Origin of the sequence: Streptomyces sp. NBC_00328, assembly GCF_036139655.1 — a bacterium.
Lineage (GTDB): Bacteria > Actinomycetota > Actinomycetes > Streptomycetales > Streptomycetaceae > Streptomyces.
Map to the genome: position 1 here is coordinate 3057894 of NZ_CP108013.1, position 22652 is coordinate 3080545.

At 73.4% G+C, this 22652-nt stretch carries 22 protein-coding genes; 5 read left to right on the forward strand and 17 right to left on the reverse strand.

Annotated features, from left to right (window positions below; genetic code table 11):
* Nucleotides 1–28: 28 nt before the first annotated feature.
* The 13 genes from OG485_RS13410 to hisD all read right to left on the reverse strand — a co-directional run bounded on the left by OG485_RS13410 (nucleotide 29) and on the right by hisD (nucleotide 13511).
* Nucleotides 29–1294 (reverse strand): MFS transporter, encoded by a 1266-nt coding sequence (locus OG485_RS13410; RefSeq protein ID WP_328668562.1) that lies wholly within the window; start codon nucleotides 1292–1294, stop codon nucleotides 29–31.
* A gap of 37 nt (nucleotides 1295–1331) precedes the next feature.
* Nucleotides 1332–1919, reverse strand: coding sequence for an ArsR/SmtB family transcription factor (locus tag OG485_RS13415; RefSeq protein ID WP_328668563.1), 588 nt, complete (start codon nucleotides 1917–1919; stop codon nucleotides 1332–1334).
* A 174-nt stretch (nucleotides 1920–2093) separates the two neighbouring features.
* On the reverse strand, nucleotides 2094–3506 hold the full coding sequence (locus OG485_RS13420; protein WP_328668564.1) for a PucR family transcriptional regulator: 1413 nt from the start codon (nucleotides 3504–3506) through the stop codon (nucleotides 2094–2096).
* Between the two features lie 112 nt (nucleotides 3507–3618).
* On the reverse strand, nucleotides 3619–5934 hold the full coding sequence (locus OG485_RS13425; RefSeq protein WP_328668565.1) for a helix-turn-helix transcriptional regulator: 2316 nt from the start codon (nucleotides 5932–5934) through the stop codon (nucleotides 3619–3621).
* A gap of 364 nt (nucleotides 5935–6298) precedes the next feature.
* On the reverse strand, nucleotides 6299–7279 hold the full coding sequence (bdeA, locus tag OG485_RS13430; RefSeq protein ID WP_443048690.1) for a bis(hydroxyethyl) terephthalate hydrolase: 981 nt from the start codon (nucleotides 7277–7279) through the stop codon (nucleotides 6299–6301).
* Nucleotides 7280–7698: 419 nt separating this feature from the next.
* Nucleotides 7699–8454, reverse strand: coding sequence for an imidazole glycerol phosphate synthase subunit HisF (gene hisF / locus OG485_RS13435; RefSeq protein ID WP_328668566.1), 756 nt, complete (start codon nucleotides 8452–8454; stop codon nucleotides 7699–7701).
* The gene (locus OG485_RS13440) at nucleotides 8451–8921 is read right to left on the reverse strand and encodes a RidA family protein (protein WP_443048691.1); all 471 of its coding nucleotides are present in this window, start codon (nucleotides 8919–8921) and stop codon (nucleotides 8451–8453) included. Before OG485_RS13440 ends, hisF begins: the two co-directional genes overlap by 4 nt.
* Nucleotides 8918–9643, reverse strand: a complete 726-nt coding sequence (gene priA / locus OG485_RS13445) for a bifunctional 1-(5-phosphoribosyl)-5-((5-phosphoribosylamino)methylideneamino)imidazole-4-carboxamide isomerase/phosphoribosylanthranilate isomerase PriA (protein WP_328668567.1) — start codon at nucleotides 9641–9643, stop codon at nucleotides 8918–8920. The genes OG485_RS13440 and priA overlap by 4 nt, the downstream gene beginning before the upstream one ends.
* The gene (gene hisH / locus OG485_RS13450; protein ID WP_328458486.1) at nucleotides 9640–10287 is read right to left on the reverse strand and encodes an imidazole glycerol phosphate synthase subunit HisH; all 648 of its coding nucleotides are present in this window, start codon (nucleotides 10285–10287) and stop codon (nucleotides 9640–9642) included. The genes priA and hisH overlap by 4 nt, the downstream gene beginning before the upstream one ends.
* Nucleotides 10278–10442 carry a hypothetical protein gene (locus tag OG485_RS13455; RefSeq protein WP_326788335.1) on the reverse strand — a complete coding sequence of 55 codons (165 nt, stop codon included), beginning with the start codon at nucleotides 10440–10442 and terminating at the stop codon, nucleotides 10278–10280. Before OG485_RS13455 ends, hisH begins: the two co-directional genes overlap by 10 nt.
* On the reverse strand, nucleotides 10439–11032 hold the full coding sequence (gene hisB, locus OG485_RS13460) for an imidazoleglycerol-phosphate dehydratase HisB (protein ID WP_266757720.1): 594 nt from the start codon (nucleotides 11030–11032) through the stop codon (nucleotides 10439–10441). Before hisB ends, OG485_RS13455 begins: the two co-directional genes overlap by 4 nt.
* The gene (locus tag OG485_RS13465) at nucleotides 11029–12165 is read right to left on the reverse strand and encodes a histidinol-phosphate transaminase (protein ID WP_328668568.1); all 1137 of its coding nucleotides are present in this window, start codon (nucleotides 12163–12165) and stop codon (nucleotides 11029–11031) included. The genes hisB and OG485_RS13465 overlap by 4 nt, the downstream gene beginning before the upstream one ends.
* Nucleotides 12162–13511 carry a histidinol dehydrogenase gene (gene hisD / locus OG485_RS13470; protein WP_328668569.1) on the reverse strand — a complete coding sequence of 450 codons (1350 nt, stop codon included), beginning with the start codon at nucleotides 13509–13511 and terminating at the stop codon, nucleotides 12162–12164. Before hisD ends, OG485_RS13465 begins: the two co-directional genes overlap by 4 nt.
* A 174-nt stretch (nucleotides 13512–13685) precedes the next feature.
* On the opposite strand from hisD, the gene OG485_RS13475 reads away from it, so the two are divergent.
* From OG485_RS13475 to ybaK, 4 genes are all read left to right on the forward strand, one after another.
* The gene (locus OG485_RS13475; protein WP_328668570.1) at nucleotides 13686–15266 is read left to right on the forward strand and encodes an oxidoreductase; all 1581 of its coding nucleotides are present in this window, start codon (nucleotides 13686–13688) and stop codon (nucleotides 15264–15266) included.
* A 285-nt stretch (nucleotides 15267–15551) separates the two neighbouring features.
* Nucleotides 15552–16592, forward strand: coding sequence for a hypothetical protein (locus OG485_RS13480; RefSeq protein WP_328668571.1), 1041 nt, complete (start codon nucleotides 15552–15554; stop codon nucleotides 16590–16592).
* Between the two features lie 11 nt (nucleotides 16593–16603).
* Nucleotides 16604–17344, forward strand: coding sequence for an LON peptidase substrate-binding domain-containing protein (locus tag OG485_RS13485; protein WP_328668572.1), 741 nt, complete (start codon nucleotides 16604–16606; stop codon nucleotides 17342–17344).
* Nucleotides 17345–17361: 17 nt separating this feature from the next.
* Nucleotides 17362–17859, forward strand: coding sequence for a Cys-tRNA(Pro) deacylase (ybaK, locus tag OG485_RS13490; RefSeq protein ID WP_326788329.1), 498 nt, complete (start codon nucleotides 17362–17364; stop codon nucleotides 17857–17859).
* A 325-nt stretch (nucleotides 17860–18184) separates the two neighbouring features.
* Here ybaK and OG485_RS13495 read toward each other — a convergent pair whose 3' ends face one another.
* The 4 genes from OG485_RS13495 to OG485_RS13510 form a co-directional block, all read right to left on the reverse strand.
* On the reverse strand, nucleotides 18185–18892 hold the full coding sequence (locus OG485_RS13495; RefSeq protein ID WP_328668573.1) for an AAA family ATPase: 708 nt from the start codon (nucleotides 18890–18892) through the stop codon (nucleotides 18185–18187).
* A 34-nt stretch (nucleotides 18893–18926) separates the two neighbouring features.
* Nucleotides 18927–19751 (reverse strand): ABC transporter permease, encoded by an 825-nt coding sequence (locus OG485_RS13500; RefSeq protein ID WP_328674418.1) that lies wholly within the window; start codon nucleotides 19749–19751, stop codon nucleotides 18927–18929.
* An 86-nt stretch (nucleotides 19752–19837) separates the two neighbouring features.
* Entirely contained in the window at nucleotides 19838–20812 is a 975-nt protein-coding gene (locus tag OG485_RS13505; protein WP_328674421.1) for an ABC transporter ATP-binding protein, read from the reverse strand.
* Nucleotides 20813–20962: 150 nt separating this feature from the next.
* On the reverse strand, nucleotides 20963–22180 hold the full coding sequence (locus OG485_RS13510) for an NYN domain-containing protein (protein WP_328668574.1): 1218 nt from the start codon (nucleotides 22178–22180) through the stop codon (nucleotides 20963–20965).
* A gap of 224 nt (nucleotides 22181–22404) precedes the next feature.
* On the opposite strand from OG485_RS13510, the gene OG485_RS13515 reads away from it, so the two are divergent.
* A complete protein-coding gene (locus OG485_RS13515) occupies nucleotides 22405–22584 on the forward strand; it encodes a hypothetical protein (protein WP_326788325.1) in 180 nt (59 codons plus the stop codon).
* Nucleotides 22585–22652: the final 68 nt, after the last annotated feature.

Genomic DNA, 22652 nt, shown 5'->3' on the forward strand with positions numbered 1-22652 from the left:
GCCAGGACGACCGGGACGGCACCGTCGGTCAGCCGGGGAGTTCGGCGCGCCGCAGGTCCCGTACGCACAGGACGAGGACGCCGCCGAGGCCGCACACGGCGGCGCTGGTGACGAAGACGGGCCCGGTGCCCCACCAGCCGATCGCGGCGGCGGTCAGCGGCATGCTGAGGGGCGCGAGGCCCAGGCTGACGATCCCGCCGACGGCGGTGACCCGGCCCAGGTAAGCGGGGTCGGACTGGGTCTGGAGGAGTGCCCCGCACAGGGCTCCGCTGAGCCCGGCGAGCAGGCCGATGACCAGGGCGACACCGACGGCCGCGGCGACGCCGGGCGCGAAGGCGAGCGCGCCGATCGCGACGGAGCCGCCCAGGATGGCCACGGCTGCGACGGTCCCCGCGCGCGGCAGCCGTCCGCGCAGCGTCAGCAGCAGCCCGGCGGCTCCCGCACCGACGCCGAAGGCCGCGAGCACCCAGCCCATCCCGGACGCGCCCCAGCCGCGCCGGTCGGCCAGCAGGGTCAGTCCCACGTTCAGCGGTCCCACGAAGCCGAGGTCGCCGAGGGCGATGGCGGCGATGAGCGGGGCGAGGACGCGGTGGCCTCGGATGTAGCGCAGCCCGTCGAGGAGGTCGCGCCAGGCGGTGCGGTCCGCCGGGTCCGCGGCGTCGCCCGGGGGCAGTTCCCGCATGCGTACGGAGATCAGCAGCGGAACCGACACGGCGATGAGCAGGCCGGCCAGCGCGAACGCCGTTGCCGCGCCGCCGAGGGCGACGGCGAGGCCGCCGAGCGGGGCGCCCAGCACATTGGCGGAGCGGACGGCGAGACCCCGCATGCCCTGTACCCGAGCGAGCTGGTCACGTCCGGTGACACGGGCGGGCAGGGCGCCCACGGCGGGCATGAACACGGCGTCGACGATGCCGAAGACGACGGCGAGCAGGCTCAGCAGCCACAGCCCGGGACTGGTCGCGAAGAGCAGCGCGGCGACCGCCAGCACGGTCGCGCAGCGCACCGCGTCACTGCCGATGACGACCTTCCGCGGCCCGAACCGGTCGGCGACCACTCCCCCGCCCAGCATCAGCAGGGCCCGCGGTACGGCGCTGACGGACATCACGAGCCCGGCCTGGGAAGGGCTGCCGGCCTGGACGGCGGCCCAGGACAACGCGATGTAGTAGACGTTGTCGCCGATCATCGACGAGGTGTAGGCGCCGAGCCAGCGCAGGACGTTGCCGTCGCGGTGGGCGGCCTTGCCGGGAGCGTGCGCGGTGGTCCGGGCGGGGCCGGGTATGACGGTCGCGGTCACGGGGCCGGGGCCTTTCGGGGCGGATGTGCTCTCGGGGTCAGACACGGAACGGGAATCCGTAGACGTGCAGGGCGACGTTCTCGCGCCCCTCGGTGTCGCCGGCCGCTTCGTCCGCGCGGCCCTTCTCGTCGAACTTCCTGATGACGGCGAGCAACTCGTCCTGCAATTCGCCCAGTTGGGCCGCCGTCAGCCGCAGCGTGGCCTCCGCGTCGGCCGCGGCGTCGTTCCACTCCGTCGGCCAGGCGGCTCGTTCGTCGAGGTAGCGCCGGTACAGGTCGCTGCGCTGGTCGTGGTAGAGCCGGGTGAAGGCGAGATGGGCCGCCTCCCGCTCGGGCGCGTCCCGGAAATCGACGCCCCGGACGCTGACGCCGTCGGAGGCCGGCTGCCACCAACGCTCGCGACCGTCGCCGCTGCGCGGCTCGGCTTCCTCGATCAGCCCGTGCTCGGCGAGCTTGCGCAGGTGGTAGCTGACGAGCGACGGCGCTTCGTCGACCTGCTCGCCCAGCTGGGAGGCGGTGGCCGCGTCCGCGACGAGCAGGGCGCGGTACAGGCGCATGCGCAGGGGGTGTCCGAGGGCTTTGAGCGTGCCTACGTCCGTGATCCGGCGGTTCTCCTTGCTTGCCATGAGCCGACCCTAGATATGAAAGAAAAGTTGCGCAACTAAAATTGCGCAACTTTTCTTTCACATCTGGTCGGCGCGGCGAACGCTGCGCGGGAGCCCGTCCGCCGGGCCGTCGGCCCGGCGGAGAGGCGGCCCGGCGGAGAGGCGGCCCGGCGGAGAGGCGGCCCGGCGGGCAGGTCACGGATCGAGCAGAGAATGCGCCGCCAGGGCCAGGGACAGCTCGACCACGTCCGCGGGCCGGGTCAGGGAGCGGCCGGTGAGCTGTTCGCAGCGGCGCAGCCGGTTCAGGACGGTGTTGCGGTGGCAGTAGAGGCGGCCCGCGGCCCGCTGGGCGGAGCCGTCGCAGGCGAGCCAGACCGTGAGGGTGTCGAGCATGATGTCCCGGTCGGACAGGTCCAGCCGCAGCAGCGGCCCGAGAACCCGCTCCGACAGGGCCGCGCCGAGGACCGGAGCGGAGACGACGAGCGCGGCGGGCAGATGCTCCTCCAGTACGACGGTTCCGCCGACGCGCGGGCAGGCCCGCAGTGCCGTGTCGGCCAGGCGACGGGCGTCGCCGATCGCCGCGAGCCCCTCCACGACCGGGCTCACTCCGATCCGGGCCACCGGCGGGGCGGTCAGCCGGCGGGCGATCTCCCCGGCGTCCACGTCGGGCCCGTGCGTCCCGGGACGCTCCCCGACCCGGCCGTCCACGCCGTCGGGACCCGCCTCGGCCGCCGGAGCGGAGCCCGGCCCGTGGCCCGCGCCGAGGAGCCCGCCGTCGTGGCCGCGGCCGGGCTGCTCCCCGTCGTGGGGGAGGTCGCCGAGCAGGACGATGCCGTAGCTGCCCTCGCTGTCCCGGTCGCGGTACCAGAGGACCCGCAGGCCGGCGAGGCTCACCTGGCCGCGTACGTCCGTGAAGGCGCGGCCGGACGGCAGGCGGGCCAGCACCACCGCGTACCGGCCGTGTTCGGGAAGCCCCAGGGCGGCGGCCGTGGCCGGCAGATCGGCGATCCGGGCGGTGCCGTCGAGGAGCGCGGCCGTCATCAGCCGCAGCCGGTTCTCCCGGCGCCACATCAGCTCGCGCTCGGTCTGACGGTAGGCGTCCGCGGCCACGGCGCAGTGGTCGTCGACGAAGTTCCAGACATCGGCGGCCACATGCACGAGCAGGCGAGCGTCGGAGGGATGGCGGCGGGTCGTCTCGTCGACGAGCTCCTGCCAGATCATGCCCCCGCCCAGCCGGAAGGCGCGCAGCAGGGCGTCCAGCGGAAGGCCGCGTTCGGCGCGGGCCCTGCCGATGGCCCAGGAGCAGCGGTGGGCGGCCTCGCGCAGTTCGCCGGGCTGGATCAGGGATCCGACGTTGAGCCGCAGCGAGCGCCGCACCTCGTCGCGAACGCTGTCCGCGTCCGCCTCCATGGCCGCGCGGTACGCGGGTTCGCGCGCCACCAGGAGGTCCACCAGGCGTTCGCCGAGTTCGGGCAGCCCCGCCATCAGCGCCCGGGCGGCGCGGTGCAGCACCGCGAGCGCCTCCGCGTCGACGGCCGGGCGGGCGGCCGGTACCGGGGACCGGGTTCCGGGCTGGGCCCGGACATGGGCGGGTACGAGGTGCTGCATCGCTGTCCTCCACCGGAGTCGGCTCGGCCGGGGCTGCCCGCCGGCCGACGCGCGGCACACGGGTGCTCCGGACCTCCTGATCCCGCAGGATGACATACCTACCGGTCGGTACCTAGGGGTTTGCGGTGGTCTTCTCCGCCCGGTCCACCAGACGGGACAGTTCGACGCGGGAGCGGACCCCCAGAGCGGCGAAGACATTGCGCAGGTGGTGGTCCACGGTGCGGGTGCTCACGGACAGGCGCAGCGCCACCTCGCGGTTGGTGGCCCCCTCCGCCACACAGCGGGCGATCCGAAGCTGCTGGGGCGTCAGAAGCGTGAGCTGACCTGCCGGTTCGCCCGGTCCGGCGTCGCCGGTGGCCCGCAGTTCGGCCCGCGCCTGCGTGGCCCAGCCGAGTGCCCCGCCCCGCTCGAAGGACACCAGCGCGTCCCGCAGCCGGCCGCGCGCCTCACCGGGTCTGCGCCTGCGCCGCAGCCAGGCGCCGTAGAGGAGTTGGGTGCGGCCGCGTTCGAAGTCCCCGGCCACCTCGTCGTGCCGGGCCAGCGCGGCGGCGAACAGTGCCTCGCATTCCTCGGGGCCGCTCAACAGCGCACGGCAACGCGCGAGTTGAGCGGGGGCCTGGGGGTCGGCGCCCTGCGCGGCCCAGCGCGCGAACTCGCCCACGGCCGACCGGGCGGCCTCATGCTGTCCCGTGCGGGCCGCCGCTTCCACGAAGCAGGGAACGGCGAGCATCCGTATCGCGAAGTGACCGCGGCGCGGGCCGGCGCCGACCAGGGGGCCGAGCCGAGCCGCCGCCTCGGGTAGCCGGCCGCGGGCCAGGTCGGCACGGGCGCGCGCCCACTGGGACAGCGTGGCCGCCTGCACGAGTCCATGGGCCGCCGCGACACGTTCGGCGGCCGCGGCGTGCTCCGCGACGGCCTCCGGGGAACCCTCCACGGACGCCACCAGCGAGAGGATCGCGTGGTGGTGCGCCGCGAGGTTGTCCTGACCGGCGCCGAGGGCGGTACGCAGGCCGTCCTCGGCGTGGGCGCGGGCACGGGCGTGGCGGCCGGCCCGCAGCTCTCCGTAGGCCAGCCGTTCCAGCGCCTGGGCGACCAGGATGTACGGGCCCCGGGCCCTGGCGACGGCGAGGGCCCGGGAGTTGGCGCGAGCGGCCGCGTCGAGGTCGCCGACGAGGAGGGCCGCGCTCCCGGCCCGCAGCAGGGCTTCCGTGCCGTCGGGCACCCCGGCCGCGGCGCCCGCTCCGGCCACGACCTCCCGCAACGGCTGCCGTCCGCTGTCCAGGCGGCCGTGCATCACCGCGGACATCCCCGCCCGGTACGCCGCGAGCAGCGGGTCGGATCCCGGCTGGGCGGGACCCCCGTCCAGGGCTTCCACGCATGCCGCCGCGTCCCCCATCGCCCAGGACGCCTCGACGGCGGCGAGCCGCGCGGTCTGGGCGAGGTGCGCGTCGACGGGAGCCAGCGACTCGCCGGCCAGCAGCAGTGCTTCGCGGGCGTCGGCGACCGGGCCGTCCTGGAGCGCGAGCAGCCCGCTCACCCGCTGGGCCGCGCCGCGCACAGCTCCGGCCGGACCCTCGCACCCGGCCCGCGCGAGCAACTCCCGCGCGCGGTGCGGCAGTCCGGCCAGCCGGGCCTGGTCCGCGGCGTTGACCAGGCGGGCGGCGCGCAGCCCCTGGCCGACGGCGAGTTCGGCGGACCGCGCCCAGGCCGCCGAGCGCTCCGCGTGCGTCGGTCCGCCGTCCGGCGGCTCCGCCGCGGCGGCCAGCGCGTCGCCGAGGCCGGGTGCGGGGGCGACGGCCGCCGAGGCCCGGTGGAAGAGGACCGGCAGGGCGTGCGGGCCCCCGGTGTGGGCGTCGGCCAGCAGCCGGTGCGCGGCACGCCGACGGGCGGGCGGGACGGCGGCGTATACGGTGCCGGCGAGGCCGGGGTCGACGAGCTGGACGCGGCCTCCGGCGAGGCGGATCAGTCCCGCGTCCTCGGCGGCGTCGAGGGCGTCCGCGTCGAGTCCGCCCGCTCCGGCCGCCCCGACGATCACCGCGGCGTCCGCCCCGGCGCTCCTCGCGTCCCGCTCCCGCTCGGCCGCCACCAGCAGCAGCAGACCTGCCGGGCCCGCGCCCAGGACACCCGGCTCCGGGCACCCGCCCCCGCCCTCACCGGGCGCCGCACCGGGCACGGCCCCTTCCCGGGTCTCCGGCACCGGCGTCCCGGTCCCGGCGGCCGGGCGGGCAAGCTCGGGCGCCGCGACCGACGGGCGAGGCGCGTCCGGCGGGCGGGGCGCGTCCGGCGGGCGGGGCGCGTCCGGTTGCGGATCGTGTCCCGGGGGGAGCGGCCGACCGGGGGCGCGGCGCTGGTCGGAGCGGTCCTGCTCCTTCGGCTCGTCCGGCTCCTTCGGCTCGTTCGGCTCGTTCGGCTCGTGCCGGACGAGCAACGGTAATGAGCTCCGGGCCGCCGTCCGGAGGAGACTTGGCACAGTCGCGTTTCCCGTCACGACCGTCACGTTACTTCCGCGTAAACGATGGCGGAAGCCCCGCGTTCACTTGCGAGACTGGGCCCGGAAAACCCATCCGACCTGGGAAGACAAGGCCCTCAAGGGGACGGCGGGTGGGCAGACTCCCAGGCCCGGCGGGCCAGGCTTGTGCGCCCGCACAACGGCCGCGGCCCCCTCGCGGGCACCGCGGCCGGACACACACGTGACGGCCGCCGGAGGACGGCGGCCGTCACCCCCGCACGAACCGGGCCCGCACGAACCGGCCCTGTGGACCGCCGGTGCGGGACAGACCGTGCGGGACGGATCAGGAGGTGTGCGGGCAGTTGCCCCGGTACTCGGCGATCGTCAGGGACGCCTGCGGCAGCGGGCACAGGAACTGCTCGTAGCGGGTGTCGTTGTCGATGAACCGCTTCAGCCACGAAATGCTGTACTTCGCGATCGTGGTGTTCGAGCTGTTGGGCGTGAAGTGGGTGGCGCCCCTGAGTTCCAGGTACGCCTTGTCGAGTGTGCTCGGCAGACTCGCGTAGAAGGGCTCGGAGTGGGTGGCCACCGGCGCGATCGTGTCGCCGTCGGCGCCCACGATCAGGGTCGGCGTCTTGATCTCCGGCCAGGTGGTGTCCAGGTTCCAGCCGGTGAGCGGGATCGCCGCCTGGAGCGAGGGACGGCTCTTCGCGGCCTCCAGCGTGCCGCCACCGCCCATCGAGTGGCCCATCACGCCGAGCCGGCTGCTGTCGATCCTGGTCCGGAGGGAACTGCTCTGGGTCAGGTAGTCGAGCGCGGCCAGCAACTGCCGGCCGCGGCTGTCGGGCTGGTCGAGGGTGGTGAGGGTGTCGATGGTGAACACCACGAAGCCCTGGGAGGCGAGCCGGGGCCCGAGCCAGGAGATGGACGACTGGTAGGCGGTGTACCCCGGCGAGATGACGACCGCCCCGAAAGTGCCGTCGGCGGTCGAGGTCGGGTAGTAGACGGTTCCGCCACCGAAGCCGCTCACGGACAGCGAGGAGACGGTGGTCTGGGAGACGGCGTACGACCCGCGCGCGGCCTCGATACTGGCGACCGTGGGGGCGGGGCCCCGCTCGTACGGGTTCGCGGCGGCCTGTGCCGAGACGGCCGGTGCTCCGGCGACAGCCTGCGCTCCGGTGGCCTGCGCGGCGACGAGGCCGCCCGCGGCCAGGAGCACCGCGAGACCGGCCCGCGCCAGACGGCTCGTGAGCCGGTGCGGGCGGCGGGGGGACGGATCAGGGCCGACGGGTGCGGCGGGGAAGGGGCGGTTCGGCTGCTGCACGGTGGATGCATCCTCTCGGTGAGGGAGGACGGACCCGCGCCGCGGTCGGAACGCCGCCCTGGCATGGGTGTCGGAAGGCGCACGCTGCGATGACGGCGGGGGTCCGTCTCGGTGGTTGCGGTGGCAACTGTCCGCCCCGGACCCGGCCCGTACATCGGCAGAATCACCGGTCTTGGCCCACCGCGCCCCTGCGCCGCACCGTGAAGCCTCCCCCACCGGAGCGAGGCTTCACGGTGCGGCGGCAGGCGCCCCCTTTCCCGCGAAGCGGCCTCCCCGGGACAACGGCCACGCGGGCCCCACACCGGCCACGGAACACGGCGAACGGCCCGTACCCGGCAGCGGAGGCTGCCCGGGTACGGGCCGTGACGGAGACCGTGACGGAGACCGTACGAGGCTGTGAAAGCCGTCGGTGGGGCCGGCTAGCGGACGGGATGCCCCGCCGCGCGCAGGGTCTCCTTGACCTCGCCGATCCGCAGGTCGCCGAAGTGGAAGACGGACGCGGCCAGCACCGCGTCGGCGCCCGCCCCGATGGCCGGCGGGAAGTGGTCGAGCCGGCCCGCGCCGCCGCTGGCGATCAGCGGAACGGTGACGTGCTTGCGTACGGCCTCGATCATCTCGATGTCGTAGCCGTCCTTCGTTCCGTCGGCGTCCATCGAGTTGAGCAGGATCTCGCCCGCGCCCAGCTCGGCGGCCCGGTGGGCCCACTCGACGGCGTCGACGCCGGTGCCCTGTCGGCCGCCGTGGGTGGTCACCTCGAAGGAACCGCTCCCGGTCCTGCGCGCGTCCACCGACAGCACGAGCACCTGCCGCCCGAACCGCTCCGCGATCTCCCGGATGAGGTCGGGACGGGCGATGGCGGCCGTGTTGACACCGACCTTGTCGGCGCCGGCCCGCAGCAGCTTGTCGACGTCCTCGGCCGTACGGACACCGCCGCCGACCGTCAGCGGGATGAAGACCTGCTCGGCCGTACGACGCACCACGTCGTACGTGGTCTCACGGTTGCCCGAGGACGCGGTGATGTCCAGGAACGTGAGCTCGTCGGCGCCCTCGGCGTCGTACACCTTGGCCATCTCGACGGGGTCGCCCGCGTCGCGCAGGTTCTGGAAGTTGACGCCCTTGACGACCCGGCCGTTGTCCACGTCCAGGCAGGGAATCACTCGGACCGCCAGCGTCATGACTGAGCTTCTCCCCGCTCTGTGGTGTCCTCGCCGGACCGTGCTCCGCCGTCCTCGCCGGACCGTTCCCCACGGTCCCCGTCCGGACGGAACGCCTCCACCTCGACCTCGACCACCAGCCGCGGGTCCACCAGACCCTCGACGATGATCATGGATGCGGCGGGGCGGATGTCGTCGAACAGCGTCTTGTGGGCGCGGCCAACATCTTCAACGTCCCGGGCATGGGTGATGTGCATATGTGTGCGAACAACATCCTCGCGGCCCAGGCCGAGCTGCTCCAAGGCCGCGAACGCGGCGCCGAAGGCGTTGACCGCCTGCTCGTACGGGTCGCCCTCGACGACATCGCCGTCGACCACCGAGGTGCAGCCGGACACCAGCACCAGTCCGTTCGGCAGCTCCACCGCGCGGGAGTACCCGAAGGCCTCCTCCGAGGGCGCGCCGGTCGAAAGTCGGCGTACGGCGCTCACCGGGCTACCGCCGCCAGGGCCTCTTCCAGGGTGAACGCCTTGGCGTACAGGGCCTTGCCGACGATCGAGCCCTCGACGCCGAGGGGCACGAGTTCGGCGATGGCGCGCAGGTCGTCCAGCGACGACACACCGCCGGAGGCCACCACCGGGCGGTCGGTCACCGCGCACACGTTGCGCAGCAGCTCCAGGTTCGGGCCCTGGAGCGTGCCGTCCTTGGCGATGTCCGTCACCACGTAGCGGGCGCAGCCCTCGGAGTCGAGGCGCGCCAGCGTCTCGTAGAGGTCGCCGCCGTCACGGGTCCAGCCGCGGCCGCGCAGGGTCGTGCCGCGGACGTCGAGGCCGACCGCGATCCTGTCGCCGTGCTCGGCGATGACCTTGGCGACCCACTCGGGGGTCTCCAGGGCGGCGGTGCCGAGGTTCACCCGGGTGCAGCCGGTGGCGAGCGCGGCGGCAAGGGTGCCGTCGTCGCGGATGCCGCCGGACAGCTCGACCTTGATGTCCATCGCCCCGGTCACCTCGGCGATCAGCGCGCGGTTGTCGCCGGTGCCGAACGCGGCGTCCAGGTCGACGAGGTGCAGCCACTCGGCGCCGGCGCTCTGCCAGGCCAGGGCGGCCTCCAGCGGGGAGCCGTAGGAGGTCTCGGTCCCGGACTCGCCGTGCACGAGACGGACGGCCTGGCCGTCGCGGACGTCGACGGCGGGGAGGAGTTCGAGCTTGCTCACAGTGTTCCGATCCAGTTGGTGAGGAGCTGGGCTCCGGCGTCGCCGGACTTCTCGGGGTGGAACTGGGTGGCCCACAGGGCGCCGTTCTCGACGGCCGCCACGAAGGGCTTGCCGTGCGTGGACCAGGTCACCAGGGGTGCGCGCAGCAGCGGGTTGCCGACTTCCAGCGACCAGTCGTGGACGGCGTAGGAGTGGACGAAGTAGAACCGCGCGTCGGCGTCGAGGCCGGCGAAGGCCTCGGAGCCCTCCGGGGTATCGACGGTGTTCCAGCCCATGTGGGGCACGACGTCGGCCTCCAGCGGTCCGACCGTGCCCGGCCACTCGTCGAGGCCCTCGGTCTCCACGCCGTGCTCGATGCCGCGGGTGAAGAGGATCTGCATGCCGACGCAGATGCCCATGACGGGGCGCCCGCCGGACAGCCGGCGGCCGATGATCCAGTCGCCGCGCGCCTCCCTGAGGCCCTGCATGCAGGCGGCGAAGGCGCCGACGCCCGGCACCAGCAGCCCGTCCGCGTTCATCGCGGTGTCGAAGTCACGGGTGATCTCGACCTCGGCGCCCGCGCGGGCCAGGGCGCGCTCGGCGGAGCGTACGTTCCCGAAGCCGTAGTCGAAGACGACGACCTTCCTGGACGCGCTCAACTCCAGACCTCCAGCCTCATGACGCCCGCGACGAGGCACATCGCGGCGCCGATGGACAGCAGGACGACGAGGCTCCTGGGCATGTCCTGCTTGACGAAGGAGTAGATCCCTCCGGCGAGGAAGAGACCGACGACGATGAGAATGCTGGAAAGGCCTGTCACAGTGCGCCCTTAGTGGAGGGGAGGATGCCGGCTGCGCGCGGGTCGCGCTCGGAGGCGTAACGCAGGGCCCGGGCCAGCGCCTTGAACTGGCACTCCACGATGTGGTGCGCGTTGCGTCCGTAGGGGACGTGCACGTGCAGGGCGATCTGGGCCTGGGCGACGAAGGACTCCAGGATGTGCCGGGTCATCGTCGTGTCGTACTCGCCGATCATCGGCGCCATCTTCTCGGGCTCGGTGTGCACGAGGTAGGGGCGGCCGGACAGGTCGACGGTGACCTGGGCGAGCGACTCGTCCAGCGGGACGGTGCAGTTGCCGAAGCGGTAGATGCCCACCTTGTCGCCGAGTGCCTGCTTGAAGGCGGCGCCGAGGGCGAGGGCGGTGTCCTCGATGGTGTGGTGCGAGTCGATGTGCAGGTCGCCCTCGGTCTTCACGGTCAGGTCGAACAGACCGTGCCGGCCGAGCTGGTCGAGCATGTGGTCGTAGAAGCCGACGCCGGTGGCCACGTCGACCTTGCCGGAGCCGTCGAGATCGATCTCGACGAGGACCGACGTCTCCTTCGTCACCCGCTCCACGCGTCCTACGCGGTTCATGCGCTCTGCTCCTTCGGGGATGTGGGGTCGTCCCCCACAGAGCCCAGTAGTTCACGTACCGCGTCGAGGAACGCGTCGTTTTCCTTCGGGGTTCCGGCGGAGACCCGCAGGAACCCCGGTACGCCGTTGTCCCGGACCAGGACGCCCTGGTCGAGGATCCCGCGCCAGGTCGCGTGGGTGTCGGCGAACCGTCCGAACTGCACGAAGTTCGCGTCCGACTCAGTCACCTCGCAGCCCATCGCGCGCAGTTCGGTGACCAGCCGGTCCCGTTCGGCCTTCAGCTGCTCCACGTATCCGAGCAGGGTGTCGGTGTGTTCCAGGGCGGCCAGCGCGGTCGCCTGGGTGACGGCCGACAGGTGGTACGGCAGCCGGACGAGCTGGACGGCGTCCACGACCGCCGGGTGGGCGGCGAGGTAGCCGAGGCGCAGTCCCGCCGCGCCGAAGGCCTTCGACATCGTCCGGGAGACGACGAGATTCGGCCGTCCTTCCAGCAGCGGCAGCAGCGAGTCGCCGTGGCTGAACTCGATGTACGCCTCGTCGATCACGACCATCGACGGCTTCGCGGCCTGCGCGGCCTCGTAGAGCGCGAGGACCGTCTCGGGCGGGACCGCGTTGCCCGTGGGGTTGTTCGGGGTGGTGATGAAGACGACGTCCGGCCGGTTCTCGGCGATCGCCCGCTCGGCGGCGGCGAGGTCGATGGTGAAGTCCTCGTTGCGCGGGCCCGAGATCCAGGCCGTGCCCGTGCCGCGCGCGATGAGCGCGTGCATCGAGTACGACGGCTCGAAGCCGATCGCGCTGCGGCCGGGTCCGCCGAAGGTCTGGAGCAGTTGCTGGATGACCTCGTTCGAGCCGTTGGCGGCCCAGACGTTCTCGGTGCCGACCGGGTGCTTGCCGGTCTTCGTCAGATAGGCGGCCAGCTCGGTGCGCAGCTCCACCGCGTCGCGGTCGGGGTAGCGGTTGAGGCCGCGGGCGGCCTCGCGGACCCGCTCGGTGATCCGCTCGACGAGCGCCTCGGGCAGCGGGTAGGGGTTCTCGTTGGTGTTCAGGCGTACGGGGACGTCGAGCTGGGGTGCGCCGTAAGGGGTCTTGCCGCGCAGTTCGTCCCGTACGGGGAGATCGTCGATGCCGGTCACTTGCCCTCGGGTACCTTCCAGCCGCGCGACATTTGTTCGTCTCCGACAAACCTTGCCTTGACCGCCGCGCCGTGCGCGGGCAGGTCCTCCGCCTCCGCCAGCGTCACCACGTGATGGGCGACGTCGGCGAGCGCGTCCTTCGTGTAGTCCACGATGTGGATGCCGCGCAGGAAGGACTGGACGGACAGGCCCGAGGAGTGACAGGCGCAGCCGCCGGTGGGCAGGACGTGGTTGGAGCCCGCCGCGTAGTCGCCGAGGGAGACCGGGGACCAGGGGCCGACGAAGATCGCTCCGGCGTTCCTGACCCGGTCGGCGACCGCCGCCGCGTCCGCCGTCTGGATCTCCAGGTGCTCCGCGCCGTAGGCGTTGACGACCCGCAGGCCCTCGTCGACGCCGTCGACGAGGACGATCGCGGACTGCCTGCCGCTCAGGGCCGGGACGATCCGGTCGTCGATGTGCTTGGTGGCCGCGACCTGCGGCTCCAGCTCCTTCTCCACGGCGTCCGCGAGGTCCGGCGAGTCGGTGACCAGGACGGCGGCGGCGAGCGGGTCGTGCTCGGCCTGGCTGATCAGGTCGGCGGCGATGTGCGCGGGGTCGGCGGTGTCGTCCGCGAGGACCGCGATCTCGGTCGGGCCGGCCTCGGCGTCGATGCCGATGCGGCCGGTGAAGTAGCGCTTGGCCGCGGCGACCCAGATGTTGCCGGGGCCGGTGACCATGTCGGCCGAGGGACAGGACTCGGTGCCGTAGGCGAACATGGCGACGGCCGTGGCGCCGCCGGCCGCGTACACCTCGTCGACGCCGAGCAGGGCGCAGGCGGCGAGGATCGTCGGGTGCGGCAGGCCGCCGAACGCGGACTGGGCCGGGGAGGCGAGCGCGATGGACCCGACGCCGGCTTCCTGCGCCGGGACCACGTTCATGATCACGGATGACGGGTACACGGAGCGGCCGCCGGGCGCGTACAGCCCGACCCGGTCGACCGGCACCCACTTCTCGGTGACCGAGCCGCCGGGCACGACCTGGGTGGTGTGGGTCGTACGGCGCTGTGCGCGGTGGACGAGGCGGGTGCGGCGGATCGACTCCTCCAGGGCCGCGCGCACGGCGGGGTCGAGCTGCTCCAGGGCGTCGGCGAGGGCCTGGGCCGGGACGCGTACGGACTCCAGCCGTACTCCGTCGAACTTCTCCGCGTAGTCGATCAGCGCCGCGTCGCCCCGATGATGCACTGCCTCGCAGATCGGCCGCACCTTCTCCAGGGCGGCCGAGACGTCGAAGTCGGCTCGGGGCAGCAGGTCGCGCAGGGCGGGGCCGTCGGGGAGGGCGTCGCCGCGCAGATCGATTCGGGAGATCACGGACTCAATTCTCTCAGACGGCGGCAGGGCGCCGGACGCCTGTATCAGTGGCTGATACAAGCCACCTTCGCCTCCGCGGAAGATCCGCCTTCACCAGGAGCGTTCACGCCGTCACTGAGCGGGCATTGCACGAACGTACGAACCCGCGAGTAGCCGGGGAGGAAGTGAGGTGCCGTGACCGATGGTGCCGGCCTGCGGACCGGGGACCTGCCGGACGAGCTGACCGCCGCCGAGGCGGGGATGTGGCAGGCCTTCCGCAACGGCAGCGTGTACGACCTGCGCGACGGGGACACGGCCGTCGACGATCCGCACGGCGGCCGTCCCTGGGGGCCCGAGCGCAGTGTCCGGGCCCGGATAGTGGCCTGGCTGCTGCTCGACGGGCCGCCCGCCCTCCAGGGCCGGGTCCCCTCCCTGAAGCTGACGGGTGTACGGATCACCGGTGTGCTCGACCTCGCGGGCGGCACGGTGGTGCCGTACGTGGAGCTGAAGGGGTGCCGGTTCGAGAAGGAGGTGCTGCTGCCGGAGTCCCGGTTCACGACGCTGCGGCTGGTGGACTGCGCGGTGCCCCGGCTGGAGGCGGCCCGGCTGCACACCGAGGGCGATCTGCATCTGCCGCGCTGCCGCTTCCACAACGGGGTGCGGCTGACCGACGCGCACATCGGCACGGATCTGCTGCTGAACCAGGCGGTGGTCTACCGGGACCGGCGCGGGCGTTCGATCACCGGCGACGGCATGACCGTCGGCCAGGACCTCCAGGCCGAGATGCTGGAGTCGCACGGCGAACTCAGTCTGCGCGGCGCGACCGTCGGCGTGTCGCTGAGCCTGCGCGGCAGCAGGCTCAGCAACCCGTACACCCGGCTCGCCCTCAACGCCCCCCAGCTCACCGTCAACCGCACGCTCTACATGACCCCCGCGGGCCTCGGCAATCCGGTGATGACCAGCGGTACCACGCCCGCGCGCGGCACGCTGGTGCAGCGGTTCGAGTGCCAGGGCGGGATCCGCCTGGACGACGGGCGCTTCGGGGACGCGGTCGACTTCGACCGGGCCCGCTTCACCTTCGACGACGACCAGGGGCTGTCGCTGCTCCGGGTCCAGACGCCCGAGCTGCGCTTCCTCGGCGAGCGGCCCGAGCGCGGCACGGTCGTGCTGTCCGGCGCGCGGATCGTCAACCTGGTCGACCGGGCGTCGAGCTGGCCGGGCCCCGGCAGCCTGCACATGGGCGGCTTCACGTACGAGAACCTGGTCCCGCAGGGCGCCTTCCCGCTGACCCGGCGTCTGGAGTGGGTGGCGGCGGCCACCGCCGAGTACGCCCCGGAGCCGTACGAGCGCCTCGCCGCCGTGCTACGGGACTCCGGTGAGGACGAGGACGCCCGCGAGGTGCTGCTCGCCAAGCAGCGCCGCCGCCGGGAGACCCTGCCGCTGGCCGCCAAGCTCTGGGGCTACGCGCAGGACATGACGGTCGCCTACGGATACCGACCCGGGCGCGCCGCCCTGTGGATGGCGGTGCTGTGGGCGGCGACGTCGGTCGCCTTCGCGCACGCCGGGCACCGGCCGGTCAACACCGACGGGCATCCCGCGTGGAACGCCTCGCTCTACGCCCTGGATCTGCTGCTGCCGGTCATCGACCTGGGCCAGACCGGCTTCTGGCAACTGCGCGGCGGCTGGCAGTGGCTGGCCGCGGTGGTGGTTCTGCTCGGCTGGGTCCTGGCGACGACGGTGGCCGCCGGCGCCACCCGGCTGCTGCGCCGCGGCTGACGCCACCCGGTCGCCGCGCAGGCATCGCACAGGCATTGGACATTGCCCAGGCATCGCAAAGTCACGGCATGGACGCCGCATGGACGTCCGTGCCGTTCGCACGAACGTTCGCGTTCGGCGCACGGCCGTCCATGTCCGTCGAACGGTCGTCCAGGGTCGGCGCACCGGAGGCAGATCACGCTTTGCCCGACCTTGACCATGTAGCGCACAACCAATTGGCTTTACGAAAGCGTCACCGATCGCCTCTGGCACAGCTCCGACCTGCGGTTTTCAATGGTCGACACCATGGCACTGCTGAGCGCGCTCCTCCGTACCACCCGGATGGCACGGCACACCTCACGCCTCGCCGCCGGACTGCCGGCCGACGAGGACGTGCTGCTCGACGCCCCCGACCACCGCCTGGGACCGGCACTCGTCGCCGCGGCCCAGGGCGAGTACGCCCCCGCGGCCGCGCTGCTGGCCGCCACCCGCGCGTCCGCCGAGTGGGAGGACCGCGACCGGTACGCCGTACGCCTCGCCGCCTTCGCGCGCTCCCGCGACGAATGGCTCAGGCGGTGGCAGGCCGACGCCCCGCACGACCCGGACGCCCTGCTCGTCAAGGCCGAACTGGCCGTCCGCCGCGGCTGGGAGTCGCCCGCGCGGATGGAACTGCTGCGCGAGGTCGGCCCGCTGATCATGTCCGCCGCCGAGGGCGATCCGCGCGACCCGGTGCCGTGGCGGATCGCGCTCGACCAGGCCCGCGGCACCAACGTCGGGCACACCGGCTTCGAGCGGCTCTGGGCCCAGGCCGTCCGGCGCTCCCCGCACCACTACGGCTGTCACGTGGCCGCTCTGCAGTACCTCTCCGCCGCCTGGTACGGCTCGCACACCGAGTGCTTCGACTTCGCCGAGCCCGCCGCGCAGGACGCCCTGCCGGGCTCCCTGGTCCAGGCACTGCCGGTGCGCGCGGCCTTCGCCTATCTGACCGAGGGCGGCGGTCCCGAGGTGCCGCGCGAGCGCCTGGACGCCGCGGCCGACCTCGCGATCTCGGTCTCCGCCGCCTACGCCGCCGCCGACCCGTGGCCCGCCGAGGTGCGCAACCTGCTGGCGTACGTCCTGGTCCGGCTGGAGCGCTGGCAGGACGCCCTGGAGCAGCTCCGTCTCATCGGCCCGTACGTGACCTCGTTCCCCTGGGCCCGGGTCTCCGACGACCCGCTCGGCCGGTACCTGGAGCTGCGCGACGGGGTCCGTCTGGAGGTGGCCTCGGGGCTTCCGCTGCGGGATCGTGCCCCCAGCCGGCTCCCACGGATCGGGTACGGCGGACTCGTCCGCTCCGTCGACCATTAGGCTTTCCCGTCGTGACCACCGTCCGGCTCCCGCTCTTCCCCCTGAACTCGGTGCTGTTCCCCGGGCTCGTGCTTCCTCTGAACGTGTTCGAGGAGCGCTATCGCGCCATGATGCGCGATCTGCTCAAGACGCCCGAGGACGAATCCCGCCGATTCGCCGTCGTCGCCATCCGCGACGGCCATGAGGTCTCGCCCAGCGCGCCCGGCATGCCCGACGGGACCGCCGTGCCCGACCGCGGGCCCGCCGCCGGGTTCGGGGACGATCCGCTCGCGGCCTTCCACGAGGTGGGCTGCGTCGCGGACGCGGCGACCGTCCGGGAGCGCGCCGACGGCAGCTTCGAGGTGCTGGCGACCGGCACGACACGGGTCCGGCTGCTGTCGGTGGACGCCTCCGGGGCGTTCCTGACGGCCGAGCTGGAGGAGCTCCCGGAGGACCCGGGCGACGAGGCCGGGGCGCTCGCCGAGGGGGTCCTGCGCGCCTTCCGCCAGTACCAGAAGCGGCTGGCCGGTGCGCGCGAGCGCTCGCTGTCGACCGGCGCGGACCTGCCGGACGAACCGGCGGTCGTCTCCTATCTCGTCGCCGCCGCCGCGATGCTGGACGTCCCGGCCAGACAGCGGCTGCTCCAGGCCCCCGACACGGCCTCCAGGCTGCGCGAGGAGCTGAAGGTGCTGCGCGCCGAGACGGCCATCATCCGTAATCTGCCGTCGTTGCCCGCGTCGGACCTGACGCGCGGCCCGACGAGCCTGAACTGACGCTTGCGAGAAGGTCGATGGCCAAGAAGGCGAAGAAGCAGTCCGGCGGCACCCCCGCCACGGTGGCGCTGACGGAGGCGGGCGTCCCGTTCACCGTCCACGCCTACGAGCACGATCCCTCCCACCCGTCCTACGGCGAGGAGGCGGCCGAGGCGATGGGCGTGTCGCCGGAGCGGGTCTTCAAGACCCTGGTGGCGGACGTGGACGGCGCGCTCGTGGTCGCGGTCGTCCCGGTGGCGGGCTCGCTCGACCTCAAGGCCCTCGCCACGGCGGTGGGCGGCAAGCGGGCGGTGATGGCCGACCCGGCGGCGGCCGAGCGCACGACGGGGTACGTCCGCGGCGGCATCTCGCCCCTCGGGCAGCGCAAGAGGCTCCGCACCGTCCTGGACTCCTCGGCCTCCGGGCACGACACGATCTGTGTCTCGGCGGGCCGCCGCGGCATGGAGGTGGAGCTCTCCCCCGCCGACCTCGCGAAGCTCACGGAGGCGGTGTCCGCGCCCGTCGGACGGGCGTGACCTGCCGCCCGGCGGCCCTGCCGGCGCCGGCACCCGTCCTGCCGTCCAGGACCCCTCGAAGGCGGCGGCCTGCGCGGCCCCTCGACGGATGCCTCTTCCTCGGTTAAGCACGAGGGGCATGTCGAAGAGAACGCGGAAACGCAGGTGGCGCATCAAGAAGGGCCGTTCGAACCACGGCCGCCGTCCCGCATGACCCACGCTCCGCACCGAAGGGCCGGCCCGGGCAGCCGTTCTCCCGGCGCCCGGCCGGCCCTGCCGCCCGTCCGGGGCAGGGCCGAGGACCGGCCTGTCCGGCCGATCAGGGCAAAGACGCGGGCGGGTGACGCTAGGCGGCCGGAGGTCCCGGCGGCGGCGCGGTGACCGGGTAGGGCTTCTGCTGGTACGGATCGGGGTCACGGGGGCCGAACAGGGCCATGAGGCCGAGGTGGACCACCAGGGCGCTCAGGGACCACGCCAGCAGCGCGCCCTTGGCCCCGAGCTTCAGCGGCGCGGAGAACGTGACGCCCTTGCCCACGGCCTTGGCGTGCGCGACCACGTTCTGCGTGGGTCCGAGCCAGATCCCGACCCGCCAGGCGAGCAGCGATCCGAGCAGGCCGCCCAGGGCGAGCGCGATCACCAGAGGCACACCGCCACGCCGTCGTACGAGGAACACGACCAGGGCGCTCAGCGCTCCGAAGCCCAGCGCGAGCAGGGTGAAGGTTCCGTCCACGCCGATGGCCTGCTCGCCCTCGGTGTCCTTGATGTACACGGTGGTGGCGTCCGCGATCAACGGCACGTGCGGCGCCAGCCACGACCAGAGCACCCCGAGCAGAGCCCCCGCGAGAGCGACCGCGATCGTGATCACGGCGGCCTCCCGCAGTTCGGTCTTCATCCCGGGTCCGTCCTGTCCGTAGGGGACCTCGTACGCGCCCGGGTACACGGGGTGACCCGCCGGGCCGGGAGCGGGCCGGGTCTGCCAGGCAGGGTACGGTTCGCGCCGGTCCTCGGGGGACTGTTCGTGCGGCGGCGGAGGTGGAGTCAGCGGAGCGGTCACCCTGCCATCGTGCCAGGCGTCGCTGCCGGCCGCGTCACCGGACGGCCGCCCGGCGGTAGGCCCAGGCCGCGAGGGCCAGCGAGACCACCCCGACTCCGGCGCAGACGGCCAGATCGCCGAGGACGGCGGCCCAGTCGGGAGCCGCTCCGAAGGTGCGGGCGAAGGCCTCGACACCGTAGGTCGAGGGCAGCAGGTCCCGGAGGTACTGCACCGGGGCCGGCATCCGGTCCGCCGGGAGAACGCCCAGCAGCAGGGCCGCTGACATGCCCATCTGGCCGAGCAGGGTGGCCAGCTCGGGCCGCGGCGCGAGCAGCCCGAACGCGGCCCCGAGCCCGGCGAGGGCGGCGCCGGCGAGCGGGACGACCGCGGCCAGCACCCACAGATGGGCCAGCGGCAGCCCGAACAGCAGGCACCCGAAGACGGCGGTGACGACGGTGCCGGGCACGGTGAAGGACGCGTACGCGGCCGCGGCACCGAGCACCACGGCCGACGGCGGCACCGGCAGCGTCGCGTAGTGGTCGAGCCCGCCGCTCGCCCGGAGCTGCCCGAAGTACTGCGCGAGCAGGTTGAGGGCGACGAAGGCGACGACCAGGACCGTCGACCCGGCGACCACGGCCCGCGCCTCGGCGCCTCCGTCCACCACCCCGCGCATCATGATCATGATGCCGAGGGACTGGAAGGTGGCCACGAACAGCAGCGGGATGCGCGCGACACGGGCCCGGGAGAGCTGTGCCCGGTACACGGCGGCCATCGAGGGCCACAGCCGCGCCCGCGGCCCCAGCTCCGCCGCCGCGTCGGCGTCGTCCTCGGCCAGGGGCAGCGCGCTGCCCGGCAGCACTCCAGCGGGTACGGCACTCACGTCGAACTGCTCCCCTTCGTCGGCAGCCGTCCTGTTCCGCACACGTACGACGCCCTTCTCCCGTACGGATTCCACGCCCCGGACACTCACGCCTTCACCAGTCCCTGTGTCGCGTGGCCGCCGAGGGCCAGGTACACGTCCTCCAGGCTCGGCGTGGCCAGCGTGAAATCGTCGAGTGCGGCGAAGGCGGCTCCGCCGGTGACCGTGGCAACCGCCGCGCGGGCCTCCTCGGGCGCGAGCCGCAGGGTCCAGCGGCGGCCGGACTCGACGGCGCGGGCGCGCAGCGCGGCGACCTCGGGGACGTGCAGCGGGGCGGTCTCGCGCCAGACGAGTTCGACCCGTACCTCGCCGGCGACCTGTTCCTTGAGCCCGGCTGGGGTGTCGCAGGCGATGACCCGTCCCTCGTCGAGGACGGCGACCCGGTCGAGGACGGTCTCGGCCTCGATGACGTTGTGGGTGACCAGCAGGACCGTGGCGCCCTGTTCCGCGCGGCGCCGGTCGACGGCGGCCCACACGGCGCGCCGGGCGACGGGGTCCATGCCGGTGGTGGGCTCGTCGAGGACGAGCAGCGGACGCCGCCCGACGAGGGCTGCGGCGAAGCAGGCGAGCCTGCGCTGTCCGCCGGAGAGCTTCTTCAGGGGACGGGAGGCGAGCGCGGTCAGGCCCAGTTCGTCGAGGACGGCGTCCCGTTCGGCCCGTGCCGCGCGCAGGTCGAGCCCGCGCAGCCGCCCGGTCGTCTCGGCGGCGAGGGACACGGTCAGCTCGTCCAGGGCGGTGGACTCCTGCCCGAGGTAGGCGAGGAGGCGGGCCGCCCGCTCGGGGTGGCGCACGATGTCGTGCCCGAGGATCTCGACACTGCCGCTGTCGGGACGCATCAGCCCCGTGAGCTGGCGTACGAGGGTGGACTTGCCGGCGCCGTTCGGCCCGAGCAGTCCGAAGATCTCGCCCCGGCGGATGTCCAGGCGTACCCCGTCGGTGGCCCTGACCTCGGGTGTCGCCGGGGTGCCGCGGCGGCCGCGGACCGCCGGATAGGTCTTGGTGAGACCTCGCACGGCGCACACGACATCGCCCCTGTGTCCCGTCGGGGCCGTCTGTGCCGTGCGCGTACTCACGAAGGACGAGAGTACGGGGTCCGATGCCCTGTTATGCGCCCGGGGCCGTGGCGGGCACCGGACGGAGGCCTCCGCGGTCCCTGTCCGGGGGCCCCGGGATCACTCCCCCACGGGCGCGTGCTCGGTCGCGGTGCGCACATCGATCTCCCGCCAGAACCCGGCCCGGATCGCGTAGCGGTCGTGTTCGTCGATCTGGTCGTCCTTGTGCGCGAGCAGGCCGAAGCGGGCCGCGTAGCGCAGCAGTTCGCCGTCCACCCGGTGGGGGACCCGCGGGTACATCGCCGACAGCTTCTGGAGGTGGCTCGGGTCGGTGAGACGCCCCATCCAGCGGCGCGCGAAGACCTGTCCGACCTCGTAGGGGTCGCCACCGACCGTGGTGATGTCCTCCTCGCGGTCCGCCCACCGCTGTTCCGCGGAGGTGAGCTGGGCGAGCGTGGGCAGGGCGGCCGCCTCCGGGGACTCCATGGTGGTGCCGGGCCGGTCGACCCAGCCCTTGTCCGAGGACCAGCGCAGCGTGGCGTTGGCGGGGTGCTGGGCGGCCTGGGTGCCCGGTCCGCGGAGCGCGGCCAGGTCCTTCGGTGTGGGGACCCCCTTGGCGGAGGGGCCCCGTTCCTGGGTGCCGTTCGGCGATTCGGCCGCCTGGTGGTGCTCGGTCTCCTGGGCGGAGCGCTCGGCCGCGGCGGCGAGGGCCGACTCGGGCAGCGGCGCGGAGAGGATGGCGGCGATCTCGGGGCGCGGTACGGGCGGCGGAGCGCAGATCCCGCCGATGTCCTTGGCGCGGACCGCCTTGGTGATCCAGGCGCGGTCGAGCACCCGCCGCTCGTCTGCCTCGGCCACCAGGTCCTCGGACTGGTTGTAGTCGCCGTCCGCGGCCTGCACGGCCCACAGGTGTACGGCCACGCCGTGCTCCTTGGCGGCCATCATGCCCGGCAGCAGATCGCCGTCGCCGGTCACGAGGACGATGTCGGAACAGGCGCGGTTGCGCGCGAGCTCGGTCAGCTCGGCGTGCATGGCGGCGTCCACGCCCTTCTGCGCCCACCGCCCGTCGCTGCGGGTCAGCGCGCCCAGGCGCACCGTGACCCGTGGCATCACGCGCAGCCTGCGGTGCTCGGGCTGCGGTACGCGGTCGGGAGCGCCGTCGAACCAGTAGATGCGCAGCAGGGGCCGCTCGGTGTCGGACTCGGCGCGCTCGCGCAGTCCCTGGATGAGGGAGGTGTGGTCGACGGTGATCCGGGATCGTGACGGCTCCCCGGCGAGGAGACTGGCGGCGGCCCCGAGCAGATACCCGGCGTCCACCAGGACGATGCATCGGTCCACGCGGTCCACCCTCTTTCCGGGAGGTTTGCTTCGGGCTTCCTTGGAGTCTGCCCGACCGTGCGGAGGTTAACGGCCGGAACTCGATCTTCGGCGTGGCGGATCGGAAGAACACCTGCGCACAGGTCTCATTACGCACGGTAATTCTACGAAATGCGCTGCTTGTCAGCCTATGTGAATCTGGTCGCGGCCCCGGCCCCCAGATCCCCCACAGGAGGCAGATCACCATGGCCAAGAACAAGAATCGCAAGCAGGGCGGCCAGCAGGACCGCTCCTCGCAGGCCGAGCGCGCGCAGGAGCAGGCCCAGCGGTCTTCGGCCCAGGCACAGCAGTCGCCGATGTCGCAGGCCCAGGGCAGCCCCGCTGATGTTGCCCGTAAGCATCAGAGGCGTTTCGGCCACAACTGAGGCCGCCGCGCGGGCTGTTGAAGCCCGGGCATGCACCGAGGGGCGTATCCGTCACAGGATGCGCCCCT